The sequence below is a fragment of the Roseateles microcysteis genome (assembly GCF_036880965.1).
Taxonomy (GTDB): domain Bacteria; phylum Pseudomonadota; class Gammaproteobacteria; order Burkholderiales; family Burkholderiaceae_C; genus JAUASW01.
In genome coordinates, this window is sequence record NZ_JBAJMV010000004.1 from 220,777 (window position 1) to 235,035 (window position 14,259).

13 protein-coding genes are annotated in these 14,259 nt (G+C 66.3%); 3 read left to right on the forward strand and 10 right to left on the reverse strand.

All coding sequences use genetic code 11. From position 1 onward, the window contains the following. Positions 1-19: 19 nt before the first annotated feature. From V3596_RS12875 to V3596_RS12910, 8 genes are all read right to left on the reverse strand, one after another. Positions 20-715 (reverse strand): CBS domain-containing protein, encoded by a 696-nt coding sequence (locus V3596_RS12875; protein WP_334278156.1) that lies wholly within the window; start codon positions 713-715, stop codon positions 20-22. 40 nt (positions 716-755) lie between these two features. Continuing rightward, positions 756-1,073 (reverse strand): cytochrome C oxidase subunit IV family protein, encoded by a 318-nt coding sequence (locus tag V3596_RS12880; protein WP_334278157.1) that lies wholly within the window; start codon positions 1,071-1,073, stop codon positions 756-758. 12 nt (positions 1,074-1,085) lie between these two features. Continuing rightward, complete coding sequence (locus V3596_RS12885; protein ID WP_334278158.1) at positions 1,086-1,766, reverse strand: heme-copper oxidase subunit III family protein; 681 nt, start codon at positions 1,764-1,766, stop codon at positions 1,086-1,088. Between the two features lie 19 nt (positions 1,767-1,785). Continuing rightward, complete coding sequence (locus tag V3596_RS12890) at positions 1,786-2,370, reverse strand: cytochrome c oxidase subunit 3 (protein WP_334278159.1); 585 nt, start codon at positions 2,368-2,370, stop codon at positions 1,786-1,788. Next, positions 2,367-4,148, reverse strand: a complete 1,782-nt coding sequence (locus tag V3596_RS12895) for a cytochrome c oxidase subunit I (protein ID WP_334278160.1) — start codon at positions 4,146-4,148, stop codon at positions 2,367-2,369. The genes V3596_RS12890 and V3596_RS12895 overlap by 4 nt, the downstream gene beginning before the upstream one ends. A 47-nt stretch (positions 4,149-4,195) precedes the next feature. After that, positions 4,196-5,293, reverse strand: coding sequence for a cytochrome c oxidase subunit II (locus tag V3596_RS12900; protein WP_334278161.1), 1,098 nt, complete (start codon positions 5,291-5,293; stop codon positions 4,196-4,198). A 60-nt stretch (positions 5,294-5,353) separates the two neighbouring features. Next, positions 5,354-5,860: a hypothetical protein gene (locus V3596_RS12905; protein ID WP_334278162.1), complete on the reverse strand. Its 507-nt coding sequence runs from the start codon at positions 5,858-5,860 to the stop codon at positions 5,354-5,356. Positions 5,861-6,094: 234 nt separating this feature from the next. After that, positions 6,095-6,562 carry an Lrp/AsnC family transcriptional regulator gene (locus V3596_RS12910; protein ID WP_334278163.1) on the reverse strand — a complete coding sequence of 156 codons (468 nt, stop codon included), beginning with the start codon at positions 6,560-6,562 and terminating at the stop codon, positions 6,095-6,097. Between the two features lie 132 nt (positions 6,563-6,694). Between V3596_RS12910 and V3596_RS12915 the strand changes: the two genes are divergently transcribed. The 3 genes from V3596_RS12915 (at position 6,695) to V3596_RS12925 (ending at position 13,092) form a co-directional block, all read left to right on the forward strand. Continuing rightward, positions 6,695-10,249 (forward strand): indolepyruvate ferredoxin oxidoreductase family protein, encoded by a 3,555-nt coding sequence (locus tag V3596_RS12915; protein WP_334278164.1) that lies wholly within the window; start codon positions 6,695-6,697, stop codon positions 10,247-10,249. An 87-nt stretch (positions 10,250-10,336) separates the two neighbouring features. Further along, complete coding sequence (locus V3596_RS12920) at positions 10,337-11,881, forward strand: DUF1800 domain-containing protein (RefSeq protein ID WP_334278165.1); 1,545 nt, start codon at positions 10,337-10,339, stop codon at positions 11,879-11,881. A 2-nt stretch (positions 11,882-11,883) separates the two neighbouring features. Next, entirely contained in the window at positions 11,884-13,092 is a 1,209-nt protein-coding gene (locus V3596_RS12925; RefSeq protein ID WP_334278166.1) for a DUF1501 domain-containing protein, read from the forward strand. A 4-nt stretch (positions 13,093-13,096) separates the two neighbouring features. Here the strand turns inward: V3596_RS12925 and V3596_RS12930 are convergent, their stop codons facing one another. Next, positions 13,097-13,777 carry a glutathione S-transferase family protein gene (locus tag V3596_RS12930; protein ID WP_334278167.1) on the reverse strand — a complete coding sequence of 227 codons (681 nt, stop codon included), beginning with the start codon at positions 13,775-13,777 and terminating at the stop codon, positions 13,097-13,099. A gap of 11 nt (positions 13,778-13,788) precedes the next feature. Then, positions 13,789-14,226, reverse strand: coding sequence for a DoxX family protein (locus V3596_RS12935; protein ID WP_334278168.1), 438 nt, complete (start codon positions 14,224-14,226; stop codon positions 13,789-13,791). Positions 14,227-14,259 lie beyond the last annotated feature (33 nt).

Here is a 14,259-nt window from a genome sequence, read left to right on the forward strand (position 1 = left end):
GCGAAGTCTGGCGGCGGGCTCAGGACCAGAGGTCCAGCGGCGGCTCGTGGCCAATCGCCCGCAGCAGGTCGCTTCTCGATATGAAGCCAATGGCGCGGCCGCTGTCATCGTCCACCACAGGCAAGCCAGGCAGGCGCATCTCATGCAGCACCTGCGAGACCTCTCGGATCGGCGTTTCAGGGCTGACGCAGGGGATGGGCGCGGTCATGGCACTGCTCACGGGCTGCTGCAGGCGCTCGCGCCAGTTGCCCCAGGCGGACAGGTCGGCGTGCGCCGGAGAGAGCTGTGGCAGATCGGCTCGAATCAGCAGGCCGACTGGCCGCTCCTGCTCGTCCAGCACCGGCGCCTGCGCCAGGCGAGTCTCGAGCAGCCTCTGCCAGGCTTCGGACAGCGTCAGTCCCAAGGGCAGGCCCAGCACGCGCGCTGTCATCAACTCGCGCACGCGAGTCAGCCGCTGGCGCTCGGGCTGGTTGGCCCGGGCGGCCTGCGCATAGGCTGCGGCCGCTGCGCGCGGCAGGGCCTCCGCGGGCGGCGCCGGATTCTGTTTTGCAGGCTGGCCCTGCGAGCCGACGCGGACGACCGCCGCATCGAGCTGAGCGCCCGCCACGGCCGCCGTACCGCGCAAGCGGGCCACGGCGCGCACCGGCTCCAGCTCGCGCAGGCCGTCCAGGGCGCCGCTGTAGAGGCGGCCATTCAGTCCGAAAAGGGTGAACATCGGCCCATTGTGCAGCCGGCTGCGGCCAGGCGGCGCAGCGTCAGCCGCCGAAATGCAATAGCCTGCTGGCCCAGGTGTAGCCGGCCTCTGAGGACATCAGCCCGATCAGCACCAGCAACACCAGGGGTGGCATCAGGATTGCGCAGACCAGCGCCATGCGTTCCCAGGCCATGTGCATGAAAACGGCAATGATCAGCCCCGCCTTCAGCGCCATGAAGGCCAGCACCAGGGTCCAGCGCAGGAGGCCCTGGAACTGGAAGTAGTCCACCATGTAGGAGAAGGCGCTGAGCACGAACAGCAGGATCCAGACCTTGAAGTAGAGGCCCAGCGGATGCGTTTGACCTGTTTCGGATGACATGGCTGCACTCCCTCACCAGAGATAGAACAGGGCAAAGATGAACACCCAGACCAGGTCCACGAAGTGCCAGTACAGGCCGGCAATCTCGACGATCTGGTAGCCGCGCTTCTCGTAGTCGCCGCGCCGCACCTTGATGGCGACGATCAGCAGATAGATCACACCCAGCGACACATGCAGGCCGTGGAAGCCCGTGATCATGAAGAACACAGCGCCGAACTGAGCCGCGCCCATCGGGTTGCCCCAGGGGCGGATGCCTTCATCGACGATCAGCTTGGTCCACTCGAAAGCCTGCATGCCGACGAAGGTCGCCCCCAGGAGGCCGGTGGCCAGCATCAGCTTGAAGGTGGTGGCACGGTCGCGGCGATAGGCATGGTTGACCGCCAGTGCCATGGTGCCGCTGCTGGTGATCAGCACGAAGGTCATGATGGCGATGAGCAGCAGCGGCACGTCCGCGCCACCCACATGCAGCGAGAACACATGGCTGGAGTTGGGCCAGGGCACGGTCGTGGAGCTGCGCACCGTCATGTAGCCGGTCAGGAAGCAGCTGAAGACGAAGGTGTCGCTGAGCAGGAAGATCCACATCATGGCCTTGCCCCAGGAGACCTTGAAGGCCGTCCGGTCGCCCGACCAGTCCTGCACCAGGCCGCGCCAACCCGAGGGCACTGCCGAGCTGGAATGCGCATTGCTGCTCATCGCATGACTCCTTTCTTGTCTATCGCAGGCTGCCGCAGATGGCACGCACGACATCGGGCGTCATCCAGCCCAGCAGGCCGAACAGGATCACCCATACCAGCAACAGGAAATGCCAATAGCGCGCCAGCAGGGCGATACGCCAGGCCTGTGCCCCCTTGCGACTGGCCAGCAGCCAGCCGCCCAGGCCACCGATCACGTGCAGGCCATGCAAGGCCGTCAGCACATAGAGGAAGCTACCCGCTGGGTTGCCCACCGGCAGGACCTTGCGGCTGGCCAGCTCCTGCCAGCCCCAGAGCTGGCTGATGACGAAGAGGCCGGCGCAGACCGCGCCCCATCGAAGCAGGCTGCCGGCGAGGCCGCGCCGGCGCGCCAGCTCCAACGCCGCGCTGCCGGCCACCAGCAAGGCCGTCGAGGCCCAGAACTGCCAGGGCATGGCGAGCGGATAGCCCTCGAGGCCGTCGAGCCTCATCACATAGGCCGCAATGAATAGTGTGAACAGCGAGCAGGCCACGGCGATGAAGAACCACAGCGCGATGCTGGCGGCCGAGCCGGGATCCGGGCGACCGCGCACCGGCACCTGCATGGCCACGCTACCGGCGCTCATGCCGCCGCTCCCCGCGGCTGCGTGCCGCCATGCTCATCGGGCTCCTGCCCGCCTTCCGAGGCCGGCGCGGTCTGGGTGACGAAATCTTCCTTGGTGCCCGGCACGTTGTAGGCATAGGCCCAGCGGTGCACCACCGGCAGGCGCGGGCCCCAGTTGCCATGTCTGGGCGGCGTGTCCGGCGTCAGCCATTCCAGCGATGCTGCACGCCAGGGATTGGGCTCGGCCTTGCGGCCGCGGAAGGCGCTCCAGACCAGGTTCCAGACGAACACCAGTTGCACCGCCCCGACGATGAAGACCACGATGCTGATGAAGGCGTTCAACTGATGCGCCGAGACCGGGATGAAGGCGTAGTCGTCGAAGTTGTAATAGCGCCGCGGCATGCCCAGCAGGCCCAGGTAGTGCATCGGGAAATAGATCAGGTAGGTGCCGATGAAGGTCACCCAGAAATGGAACAGGCCCAGCCGGTCGTCCAGCATGCGGCCGCTGATCTTGGGGTACCAGTGATAGATCGCGCCGAACACCACCAGGAGCGGCGCCACGCCCATGACCATGTGGAAGTGGGCGACGACGAAATAGGTGCCCGAGAGCGGAATGTCCACCGACACATTGCCCAGGAAGAGCCCCGTCAGGCCGCCGATGATGAAGGTGGAGATGAAGGCCAGCGCGAACAGCATCGGCACCGTCAGGTGGATGTCGCCCCGCCAGAGCGTCAGCAGCCAGTTGTAGACCTTGATGGCCGTGGGCACCGCGATGATCAGCGTGCTGGTCGCGAAGAAGAAGCCGAAGTACGGATTCATGCCACTGACGAACATGTGGTGGGCCCACACGACAAAGCTCAAGCCCCCGATGGCCACGATGGCCCAGACCATCTGGCGGTAGCCGAAGATGCATTTGCGCGCGTGCACGCTGATCAGGTCGGACACCAGACCGAAGGCCGGCAGCGCGACGATGTAGACCTCGGGATGGCCGAAGAACCAGAACAGATGCTGGAACAGCAGCGGCGTGCCGCCCTTGTAGGCCGTGACCTGGCCCAGGCTTACCAGCGCGGGCATGAAGAAGCTGGTGCCAAGCGTCTTGTCCAGCAGCATCATCACGGCAGACACGAAAAGCGCCGGGAAAGCCAGCAGCGCCAGGATGGTGGCGATGAAGATGCCCCAGACCGACAGCGGCATGCGCAGGAGGGTCATGCCTTCGCAGCGGGCCTGCAGCACCGTGGTGACGTAGTTCAGGCCGCCCATGGTGGCCGCGACGATGAAGATCGCCAGCGACACCAGCATCAGGATGATGCCCCAGTCGTGCCCCGGCGTACCGGGCAGGATGGCCTGCGGCGGATAGAGCGTCCAGCCCGCGCCGGTGGGCCCGCCGGGCACGAAGAAGCTGGCCAGCAGCACGATCACCGACAGCAGGTAGACCCAGAAGCTGAGCATGTTGAGGTAGGGGAACACCATGTCCCGCGCCCCGACCATCAACGGGATCAGGTAGTTGCCGAAGCCGCCCAGGAACAGTGCCGTCAGCAGATACACCACCATGATCATCCCGTGCATGGTGACGAACTGGTAGTAGCGCTCCGCGGTGATGAAGTCGAACGCGCCGGGAAAGCCCAGCTGCAAGCGCATCAGGTTGGACAAGAGCAGTCCGATCAGGCCGACGAAGATGGCCACGCTGCCGTACTGGATGGCGATCACCTTGTGGTCCTGGCTCCAGACGTACTTGGTCCAGAAGCTCTTCGGCTCGTGGTGTTCGTCGTCGTGATCGTGGTCGGGCGCGTCATGGGACATGGCGGGCGTCTCCTGTATGCGTACTTTTGCGGCTGAGCGTCTTGCTTCTACTTGGCCAGCGATTCGATATAGGCGACCAGCGCGGCCAGTTCGGCCTCGCTCAACTCGGACTTGGGCATGACCGGCGGGAAGCCCTTGACCACGCGCGCCTGCGGCTCCTTGATCTCGTGGATCAGGAAGGCCTGGTCCACCTTGGCCTGGCTGCCGTCGGCAAAGGCCTCGGTCTTGCCGAACAAGCCCTTCCAGCTCGGGCCCACACTCGCGCTGCCATCCACCGAATGGCAGGCCACGCAGGCCTTGCTCTTGGCCAGCGCCATGCCCAGCGCCACCGGGCTCGCAGCATCGCCGGCGGCGGCCTGGGCAGGTGCTGAGCGGCTGGGCTGCGCCTTGACCCAGGCTTCGAAGGCTGGCGCCGGCTCCACCACGACGGCGCCCCGCATATTGGCGTGCCCGACGCCGCACAGCTGGGCACACATCGCCTCATAGCGGCCGGCCTTGGTCGGCGTGAACCAGAAGCTGCTGATCTGGCCCGGCACCATGTTCATGCGGGCGCGGAACTGTGGCACGTAGAAGTCGTGCAGCACGTCGATCGAGCGCAGCAGCATCTTGATCGGCCGGTCTTGCGGCAGGCGCAGCTCGTTGCTTTCGATCAGCGGGTCGTCGTTGCCGTTGGCATCGTCCGGATCAAGGCCGAAGGCATTGCTGGGCGAGATGAAACGCGCATCGCTGCGGCCCAGCTTGCCGTCAGGCCCTGGGAAGCGGTAGCGCCATTGCCACTGGTTGCCGAGCACTTCCACTTCCATGGCATGGCTGGGCGGCCGCACATAGTCGGCATAGACCGAGAGGCCAGGCGCCAGCAGCGCAGCGATGAAGACGGCGGTGACGATGGTCAGCCAGCGCTCCAGCTTGTGGTTGGTCGGCTGATAGGCCGCGCCCTGCACCTTGCCGCGCCGGAAGCGCAGCACCGTGTAGGCCAGGAAGCCATTGAGCACGACGAAGAAGATGCCGGTGATCACGAAGGTGATCGTCAGCGTCTGGTCCATATCCCGCCAGTTCGAAGCCAGCGGCAGCGCGTGCCAGGGCGCGATGAAGTGGAACAGCAGCGAGCCCACCACCATCACGAGCAGGACAATCACCATCAGCATGGTCAGCCTCCTAGGAAGGCAGCAACGGCGCCGAGGAGGCGCCGCCGCGGGAAATCATGGTCAGCCTGCGACCCTGCCGCGCTGAGCCAGCTTCCAGTAGGTCAGGGCGGCCGTCATGCCGAAGACCATGTGCCCGATCAGCGTGGCCCAGCCGCGCAGTTCGGTGATCCAGGGGAAGACATGGCTCCAGCCATGCATGCTGATGACGTAGACGCCGATGCCGAACATCGCGCCTATGGTCTCGATCATCGGCACGCTGGATTCATAGTGGAAGCCGGCGACGATGAAGGCCAGACAAAGGGCGAACACCACGCCCAGTGCATAGTGGGTGACCAGGGCCACCGCCACGACGCCCATGTTGAAGGCGTTGTCTTGCAGGGCGCTCGGGCCCAGCACGATGGCAGAAATCAGGTGCGAACTGCGCCAGGTGTCCCCGCTGGACATGATGGAGGACCAGATCAGATCCATCACCATCAGCACGGCGCCAGCCACCAGGCCCGACACGATGGCTGCCGGCCAATCCGGCGCACGACGTTCCCACTGATGCGGGTGCATTTCGAGTTCCATGAACACCTCCCTCTCTGGAGCGGTAGAACGGACAAGGAAACTGAACTGCGGTGGACCCGATGCGGCTGCACTTGTCTCTTGATGCAACTCAAGGCCCAGGGCGTGCCCGACTTATACGCCCGGGCCTCGGGGCCCGCAAGCGGGCATGCCTGCACAGACAAAACCTGGCCCCTGCAAAGGTGCGCGCCCAAGCACCGGCGATCAGCGCAACACCTGACCCCAGCGGGAAGGCACTTAGCCCGGCACGGGCATCGCCGTCTCGTACTTGACCTCGCGCAGCACCACGTTGCTGCGCACGCTGGCCACGCCGGGCACCTTGAAGATCTTGGCCTGCAGGAACTGGTCGTAGGCCTTCATGTCGGGCGCCACCACCTTGACCACGTAGTCGGCCTCGCCGGTGATGGCCTGGCATTCGATGATCTCCGGGCTGGTGCGGACCATGGCCTCGAAGGCCTCGGTCGCGCCCTCGCTGTGCCGCACCAGGCTGACATTGGCCAGCACGCAGATCGACAGGCCGAGCTTCTCCCGGTCCACCAGCGCGACGTGACGGCGTATCACCCCGTTCTCCTCCAGCTCCTTGATGCGCCGCCAGACCGGTGTGGCCGACAGGCCCACCTGCTCGGCCAGCGCCTGCGTGCTCTGCCGGCTGTCCTGCTGGAGGGCTTCGAGGATCTGTCGGGTCGCTCGGTCGAAAGATTCCATCTCAAAACTCGCTTATGGTGAGTTGATTATTCTCCACCAAGCACTCAAGCCGAGTCAGAGAGCAAATTTTCACCGGCAGAACTGGAGAAAAATCCTCGCTCCCGGCATTGCCGAGCCCAGCACCCCAGACCCATGACCTCAACCGCCCTGCGTGACTACAAGCTCGCCGACAACCTGGCTGCCAGCACCGGCGCCGTTTTCCTCACCGGCACGCAGGCGCTGGTACGCCTGCTGCTGGCACAGAAGGCAGTGGACGAGCGAGCCGGCTTGAAGACGGCCGGCTTTGTGTCGGGCTATCGCGGCTCGCCGCTGGGCATGGTCGACCAGCAGCTCTGGAAGGCGAAGAAGTTCCTCGACGCCGCCCATGTCAACTTCCTGCCCGCCATCAACGAAGATCTGGCCGCCACCGCCTGCCTGGGCGTGCAGCGCGTGGCGCTGGATCCCAAGCGCACCGTCGATGGCGTGTTCGCCATGTGGTACGGCAAGGGCCCGGGCGTGGATCGTTCGGGCGATGCGCTGAAGCACGGCAACGTCTACGGCACGGCAAAGCAGGGCGGCGTGCTGGTGGTCTGTGGCGACGACCACGGCTGCGTGTCCTCCTCCACCCCGCATCAGAGCGACCTGGCGCTACAAGCCTGGTCAATGCCCCTGGTGCATCCGGCCAATGTGGCCGAGTACCTGGAGTTCGGCCTGTATGGCTGGGCGCTGTCCCGCTTCTCGGGCACCTGGGTCGGCTTCAAGGCGATCTCGGAAGTGGTCGAGTCGGGCATGACGGTGGACCTTGACAACGTGCCCATGGACTTCGAGCTGCCGGTGGACTACCAGGCGCCGACCGACCTGCACATCCGCAGCGTCGACCTGCCTTCGCTGGAGCTCGAATCTCGCCTGGCGCACAAGATCGACGCGGTGCTCGCCTTTGCCAAGCTCAACAGCATCGACAAGCACATCGTGATGAGCCCGCGCGCCACGCTCGGGATCGTCACCGTCGGCAAGGCGCACTACGACTTCATGGAAGTGCTGCGCCGCCTGGACCTGGACCCCAATGCGCTGGCAGCGGCCGGCGTGCGCGTCTACAAGGTCGGCCTCGTCTTCCCGCTGGAGCCGACCCGCATGCGCGAGTTCGCCCAGGGCCTCACCGACATGCTGGTGATCGAGGAGAAGGCGCCAGTCGTGGAGCGCCAGATCAAGGAATTGCTGTACCACCTGCCGGATGCCCAGCGCCCGCGCGTGATCGGCAAGACCGACGAGACCGGCGCCGCCGTGCTCTCGTCGCTTGGCGAGCTGCGCCCTTCGCGCATCATGAACACGGTGGCCGACTGGCTGGCACGGCTCAACCCGGCGCTGGATCGCCGCCACCTGGTGGTGGACTTCCTCACGCCCTGCCTCTTGAGCAACGCGGCCGACGGCGTGCGCCGCCAGCCCTACTTCTGCTCGGGCTGCCCGCACAACACGTCCACCAAATTGCCAGAAGGCTCGCGCGCACTGGCCGGCATCGGCTGCCATTTCATGGCGAGCTGGATGGAGCGTGGCACCTCGGGCCTGATCCAGATGGGCGCCGAGGGTGTGGACTGGGCAGCGCACAGCCGCTTCACCACCGAGAAGCATGTGTTCCAGAACCTGGGCGACGGCACCTACTACCACTCGGGCTATCTGGCCATCCGTCAGGCCATCGCGGCCAGGGCCAACATCACCTACAAGATCCTCTACAACGACGCGGTGGCCATGACCGGCGGCCAGCCGGTTGACGGCCAGACCAGCGTGCCGCAGATCGCACGCCAGGTCGAGGCCGAGGGCGTGAAGCGCCTGGTCGTGGTGTCTGACGACATCGGCAAGTACGACGATCACAAGAACCTGTTCCCGGCCGGCACCACCTTCCACGACCGCTCAGAGTTGGACGCGGTGCAGCGCGAGCTGCGCGAGATCGAGGGCGTGACCGTCCTGATCTACGACCAGACCTGTGCTGCCGAGAAGCGCCGTCGTCGCAAGAAAAAAGAGTTCTACGACCCGCCCAAGCGCATCTTCATCAACGAGCAGGTCTGCGAAGGCTGCGGCGACTGCGGCCAGGCCTCCAACTGCCTGAGCGTGGTGCCGGTCGAAACCGATTTCGGACGCAAGCGCGCCATCGAACAGAGCTCGTGCAACAAGGACTTCAGCTGCGTGAACGGCTTCTGCCCGAGCTTTGTCTCGGTGCATGGCGCGCAGCTGAAGAAGAAGGTCGGCGGCGGCTACACGGCCGAGGACCTGGCGCGCGAGCTGGCTGGCATCCAGGCACCTCGTGCCTGGGACTGGACCGGGCCGTTCGACTTGCTGGTCACCGGCGTTGGCGGCACCGGCGTGGTGACCGTCGGCGCGCTGGTGTCGATGGCCGCCCACCTGGAAGGCAAGCAGGCCTCGGTGTTGGACTTCATGGGCTTCGCGCAGAAGGGCGGCTCGGTGCTCTCCTTCGTGCGCCTGGCTCCGACGCAGGACTTGCTGAACCAGGTCCGCATCGACACCCAGCAGGCCGATGTGCTGCTGGCCTGCGACATGGTGGTCGGCGCCTCGCCCGATGCCCTGGGCACGGTCAAGCCCGGCCGCACTGTCATCCTCGCCAACACCCACGAGCTGCCGACGGCCGCCTTTGTGCGCAACCCCGACGCCAGCCTGCAGTCCGACTCGCTGCTGGCCAAGATGATGCATGCCGTGGGTGGTCAGGCCGACCTCCTGTCCACCATCGATGCGCAAGGCATCGCCCAGCAACTGATGGGTGACACCATGCCCAGCAACATCATCATGCTGGGCGCCTGCTGGCAGGCCGGCCTGATCCCCTTGAGCGAAGCGGCGCTGATGCGCGCCATCGAGCTGAACGGCGTGGCCATCGAAGGCAACAAGACCGCTTTCGCCCTGGGCCGGCTGGCCTTGGCCGCGCCGGAAGCGATCCGCCGCCTGGCTGGCGAGGCCAGCGCGCAGAAGGTGCAATTGCTGCTGGGCCAGGACAAGCTCGACGGCCCGGACGGCCTCATCGCCCGCCGAATTCGCCACCTGAGCGCCTACCAAGACGAAGCCTATGCCCAGCGCTACCTGACGCTCGTCACCAAGGTGCGGGCGGCCGAGGCGCAACTCGGCGAAGCCGGCAAAGCCGAACGACTGAGCAAGGCCGTGGCCCGCTACCTGGCCAAGCTGATGGCGATCAAGGACGAATACGAAGTCGCCCGCCTCTACACCGATGGCCAGTTCGAAGCGGCGATGAAATCGCAGTTCGAGAACTGGGCCTCGCTGTCCTTCCACATGGCGCCACCGCTGCTCTCGCGCCCCGGCGCCGACGGCCGGGCCAGGAAGATCGAGCTGGGCAGCTGGACGTTCAGCGCCTTCAAGCTGCTCGCCCGGATGAAGGGCTTGCGCGGCGGCCTGCTGGACGTGTTCGGCAAGACCGAGGAGCGCCGCATGGAACGCCAGCTGCTGGCCGACTATGAAGTCCTGGTCGAGGAGCTGAGCCAGCAGCTCACGGCCGAGAAGCTCGAGCTCGCCCTGCAACTGGCCCGCCTCCCGGAAAAGATCCGTGGCTACGGCCATGTGAAACTGGCCAACCTGGTCACCGCCCGGGCGCAATGGAAGGACCTGCTGGACCGCTTCCACGGCCGCGCCGCTGAGGCGCCGGTGGCCGTGGTGGCAATGCCGCAAAGGGTGAAGGGCGTCGCGGAGTTATGACCCAGCGCTGAATGGTGATCGCACAAATCGTGTGAAGCCATGCAAAGACGCTGGACAGGGCGGCCCGGCGCTTGGCATCCTTCGCGGATGCGCTTGACCCCTGCTTTCACCCGCCGTGCCGCCCTTCTTGCTGTCGCCAGCAGCGCCGCACTGCTGGCCGCCTGTGCCAGCCTGACGCCACAGCTTGATGCGCCCGCCCAACTGCGTGCCGCCAACCGTATCGGTTGGGGCGCCAACCAGGCCCAGCTGGACCAGATCGCCAGGCTCGGCTGGGGCGACTATGTGGAACAACAGCTGCGCGCCGACGCCAATGCGCCCCTGCCCACGTTTGCGCAGGACCAGATCGCCGCGCTGGACATCAGCAGCAAGCCGCTGCTGCAGCGCGTGCAGGAGGTGGAGACGCTGCGCAAGAACCAGGACAAGCCGCCCACCGAGCCCGAGCGCGTCGCCGCCCGCCAGGCCTACCAGAACGCCCTGAACAAGGGCACGCGCGAAGCCACTCACCGCCAACTGCTGCGCGCGCTGTATTCCGAGCAGCAACTGCTGGAACACATCAGCGCCTTCTGGTTCAACCACTTCAATGTCCACCAGTACAAGCGCGAGATCCGCGTGCTGGTGTCGGACTACGAGGACCGCGCGCTGCGCCCAAATGCCCTGGGCTCCTTCCGCCAGATGCTCGGCGCCGTGGCCCGCCACCCGGCCATGCTGCGCTACCTGGACAACGACCAGAACGGCATTCCCAAGGTCAACGAGAACTACGCCCGCGAGCTCCTGGAGCTGCACACACTGGGCGTGGACGGCGGCTACAGTCAGCGCGACGTCACCGAGGTGGCCCGCGTGCTGACCGGCTTCAGCGTGCGGCTCGAGCCCGAAGACCCAAAGCTGCCGGCCAGGTTCAACGGCCAGTACCGGCGCGACGGCCTGTTCGAGTTCAACCCGGCCCGCCATGACTTCGGCGACAAGCAGGTGCTCGGCCAGATCATCAAGGGCCGTGGCGCCGACGAGCTGGACCAGGTGCTGGACCTGCTGGTGGCGCATCCCTCCACGGCGCGCTTCGTCAGCCGCAAGCTGGGGCAGTACTTCCTGGCCGACCAGCCGCCGGCCGAAATCGTTGATCGCATGGCCGTCGCGTTCCAGAAAAGCAATGGCGACATCAAGGCCACCTTGCGGCCCCTGCTCTATTCGAGCGAGTTTGCCAACGCCCCGCCAGCCAAGTTCAAGGACCCGCAGCATTACCTGCTGTCCAGCCTGCGCGCCGGCTTCGAGGGCCAGGCGATGCTGAACAGCCAGCCCTTGGCCGGCTGGTTGCGCCGGCTGGGCCAAGGCCTCTACGACCGTCAGACGCCCGACGGCTACCCGCCCATGGCGGCTGCCTGGAACAGTGCCGGCCAGATGAGCGTGCGATTCGAGATCGCCCGCCAGATCGGCGGCGGCGTGCCCGCCCTGTTCAAGGGCGAAGCCGCCGATGCGCCCAAGCCAGCGCCCGCGCCCTACAAGCTCGATGCGCCGCCCCTGCGGCCGCGCCTCGAAGCGAGCCTCGGCCCGGCCACGCGCAGCGCCCTGGCGCAAGCCGATTCGCCGCAGCTGTGGCTCGCCCTCCTGCTGTCCAGCCCTGAATTCATGGTGCGATGAGTATGCAAAGACGTCACTTGATCCAAGCCGGCCTGGCCAGCATTGCCCTGCCCGGCGCGCAGCTCTTTGCGGCCGGCGCCGACCGCCCGCGCTTCCTGCTGGTCTTTCTGCGCGGCGGCTACGACGCCGCCAATCTGCTGGTGCCCACTGGCAGCTCCTTTTATTACGAGTCTCGGCCCAAGATCGCCATCGCCAAGCCGGGCAGCGAACCCAATGCCGAAGCCGCGCTGGCTGTCAACGCCGACTGGGGCCTGCATCCGGCGCTGCGTGAAAGCCTCTATCCGCTCTTGCAAGCTGGCCAAGCCACCTTCATCCCCTTCGCCGGCACCGACGACCTGACCCGCAGCCACTTCGAGACGCAGGACAGCATCGAGCTCGGCCAGAACCTGAGCGGCCAGCGCGACTTCCAGAGCGGTTTCATGAACCGGCTGGCGACGGAAATCGGCGCCCGCGGCGCGATCTCCTTCACTGACCAGTTGCCGATCGCCTTCCGCGGCAGCGCCAAGATCGGCAACGCAGCGCTGCGCGACAACGCCAAGCTGGCGGTCGATGCCAAGACCCGCAAGCTGCTCTCCGGCATGTACCAGGAGCAGCCGCTCTCGGCCCAGGTCGAGGAAGGCTTTGCCCTGCGCGAAGAGCTGGTGCGCGAGCTCTCGCCCGAGAAGATGAAGATGGAAATGGACGCGGCCGGCCGCAACGCCATCAATGCCAAGGGCTTCGAGCTGGAAGCCCGCCGCATCGGCAAGCTGATGCGCGGCCGCTTCAGCCTCGGCTTCATCGACGTGGGCGGCTGGGACACGCACGTCGGCCAGGGCGGTGCCACCGGCACGCTGGCCACGCGCTTCGAGGAACTGGGCCGTGGCCTGGCAGCCATCAGCAGCGAACTGGGCCCCGAGCTGTGGAAGCAGACCACCGTGATGGTGATCAGCGAATTCGGCCGCACCTTCCGCGAGAACGGCAACCGCGGCACCGATCACGGCCATGGCAGCTGCTACTGGCTGCTGGGCGGCGGTCTGGCCAGCAAGGGCGGCGTGGCCGGCGAGCAGGTCGCGCTCACCGCCAAGACCCTGCATCAGGGACGCGACTATCCGGTGCTGAACGAGTACCGCAGCGTGCTGGGCGGCCTGTGGAGGCGCCAGTTCGGCCTGTCGGATGATGCGCTGGGCCGCGTGTTCCCAGGCGCGCAGATCCAGGACCTGGGCCTGGTCTGAAGGCTCACGCAGCCAGCGCCGAAGCGGCCAACCGTCGCGACAACTCGCTGCCGCGCGCCAGCAGAAAGGCCTGCAAGCGCTCGGCATAGTCCTGCCGCGCGGCCTGCATGACGGACGGCCGCCACCGCAGGGCCTCGCGCCAGTCGCGAAGCCGGGGCAGCCCGGCCCACCAGCCGAAGTCCTCGATGCGGTCAAAGACCTCGAAGTAGCGGAGCACCGGGCCGAACACGGCATCGACCATGCTGAACTGCGAGCCCGAGAAGTACGGGCCATCGCCCAGCGCCGCTTCCAGCTGCTCGAAGCGTTGTCGCAGTTCGGCTGCTCTTGCAGCCAACGAAGCCGCATCGGCCGCGTTGTAGAAGCCGGCGATGTTGTTCAGCATCGCCGAGCCGAACTCCATCCAGCTGCGATGACGAGCGCGCTGCAGCGGATCGGCCGGATGCAGGGCGGGCAACAAGGTCTCGTCCAGGTACTCGCAGATCACGGTCGATTCGAAGATGGCCTGCTCGCCGACCAGCAGCACCGGCGTCTTGCCCAGCGGCGAGACCGCCAGGAACCAGCCCGGCTTGCGGGCCAGATCGATGTCGCGGCGCTCGAAGGCCTGGCCCTTCTCGTGCAGCACGATGGCGGCGCGCTGCACATAGGGGCACAGCTCGTGAGAGACCAGGACAGGCTTGGCACTCATGGCATGCGCCTTCATGCGGCCGAGAAGCGCGGCACCAGGAAGCTGCTGCGCCTGATCGCGGCAGCGCCATCGCCCAGCAGCCACAAGGCCACCGAGCTGATGCTCAGGAACAGCGGATATTCCCAGCCGCCGCCCGGGCTGGTGTGTACCCAGCCATTGGGCAGATGCACCCAGGCCGCGCCCAGCATGATGGGCAGCAAGGCGAGCGCCACCTGGCGCGCATAGATGCCCAGAGCTATGGCCAGGCCGCCCAGCAGCTCGGCGACGAAGACCGGGTAAGCGATCCAGCCCGGAAGCCCGATGCTGGCGAAGAAACCCGCCGTGCCTGGCAGCGTGAAGACAAAGAGCTTCAGGAGCGCATGGGCCATCCACATCACACCCAGGCTGAAGCGCAGGAGGCTGATGCCAAGATCGGTGGAGGTGGTGTTGGTGGTGCTTGTCGGATTCATGGTGGGATCCAGGCGTTGAAAGTGCGGCAAATC

Coding starts and splice junctions, on each gene's coding strand:
- V3596_RS12875 (WP_334278156.1), bottom strand. CDS start 715: ATGTTCACCCTTTTCGGACTGAATGGCCGCCTCTACAGCGGCGCCCTG.
- V3596_RS12880 (WP_334278157.1), bottom strand. CDS start 1,073: ATGTCATCCGAAACAGGTCAAACGCATCCGCTGGGCCTCTACTTCAAG.
- V3596_RS12885 (WP_334278158.1), bottom strand. CDS start 1,766: ATGAGCAGCAATGCGCATTCCAGCTCGGCAGTGCCCTCGGGTTGGCGC.
- V3596_RS12890 (WP_334278159.1), bottom strand. CDS start 2,370: ATGAGCGCCGGTAGCGTGGCCATGCAGGTGCCGGTGCGCGGTCGCCCG.
- V3596_RS12895 (WP_334278160.1), bottom strand. CDS start 4,148: ATGTCCCATGACGCGCCCGACCACGATCACGACGACGAACACCACGAG.
- V3596_RS12900 (WP_334278161.1), bottom strand. CDS start 5,293: ATGCTGATGGTGATTGTCCTGCTCGTGATGGTGGTGGGCTCGCTGCTG.
- V3596_RS12905 (WP_334278162.1), bottom strand. CDS start 5,860: ATGGAACTCGAAATGCACCCGCATCAGTGGGAACGTCGTGCGCCGGAT.
- V3596_RS12910 (WP_334278163.1), bottom strand. CDS start 6,562: ATGGAATCTTTCGACCGAGCGACCCGACAGATCCTCGAAGCCCTCCAG.
- V3596_RS12915 (WP_334278164.1), top strand. CDS start 6,695: ATGACCTCAACCGCCCTGCGTGACTACAAGCTCGCCGACAACCTGGCT.
- V3596_RS12920 (WP_334278165.1), top strand. CDS start 10,337: ATGCGCTTGACCCCTGCTTTCACCCGCCGTGCCGCCCTTCTTGCTGTC.
- V3596_RS12925 (WP_334278166.1), top strand. CDS start 11,884: ATGCAAAGACGTCACTTGATCCAAGCCGGCCTGGCCAGCATTGCCCTG.
- V3596_RS12930 (WP_334278167.1), bottom strand. CDS start 13,777: ATGAGTGCCAAGCCTGTCCTGGTCTCTCACGAGCTGTGCCCCTATGTG.
- V3596_RS12935 (WP_334278168.1), bottom strand. CDS start 14,226: ATGAATCCGACAAGCACCACCAACACCACCTCCACCGATCTTGGCATC.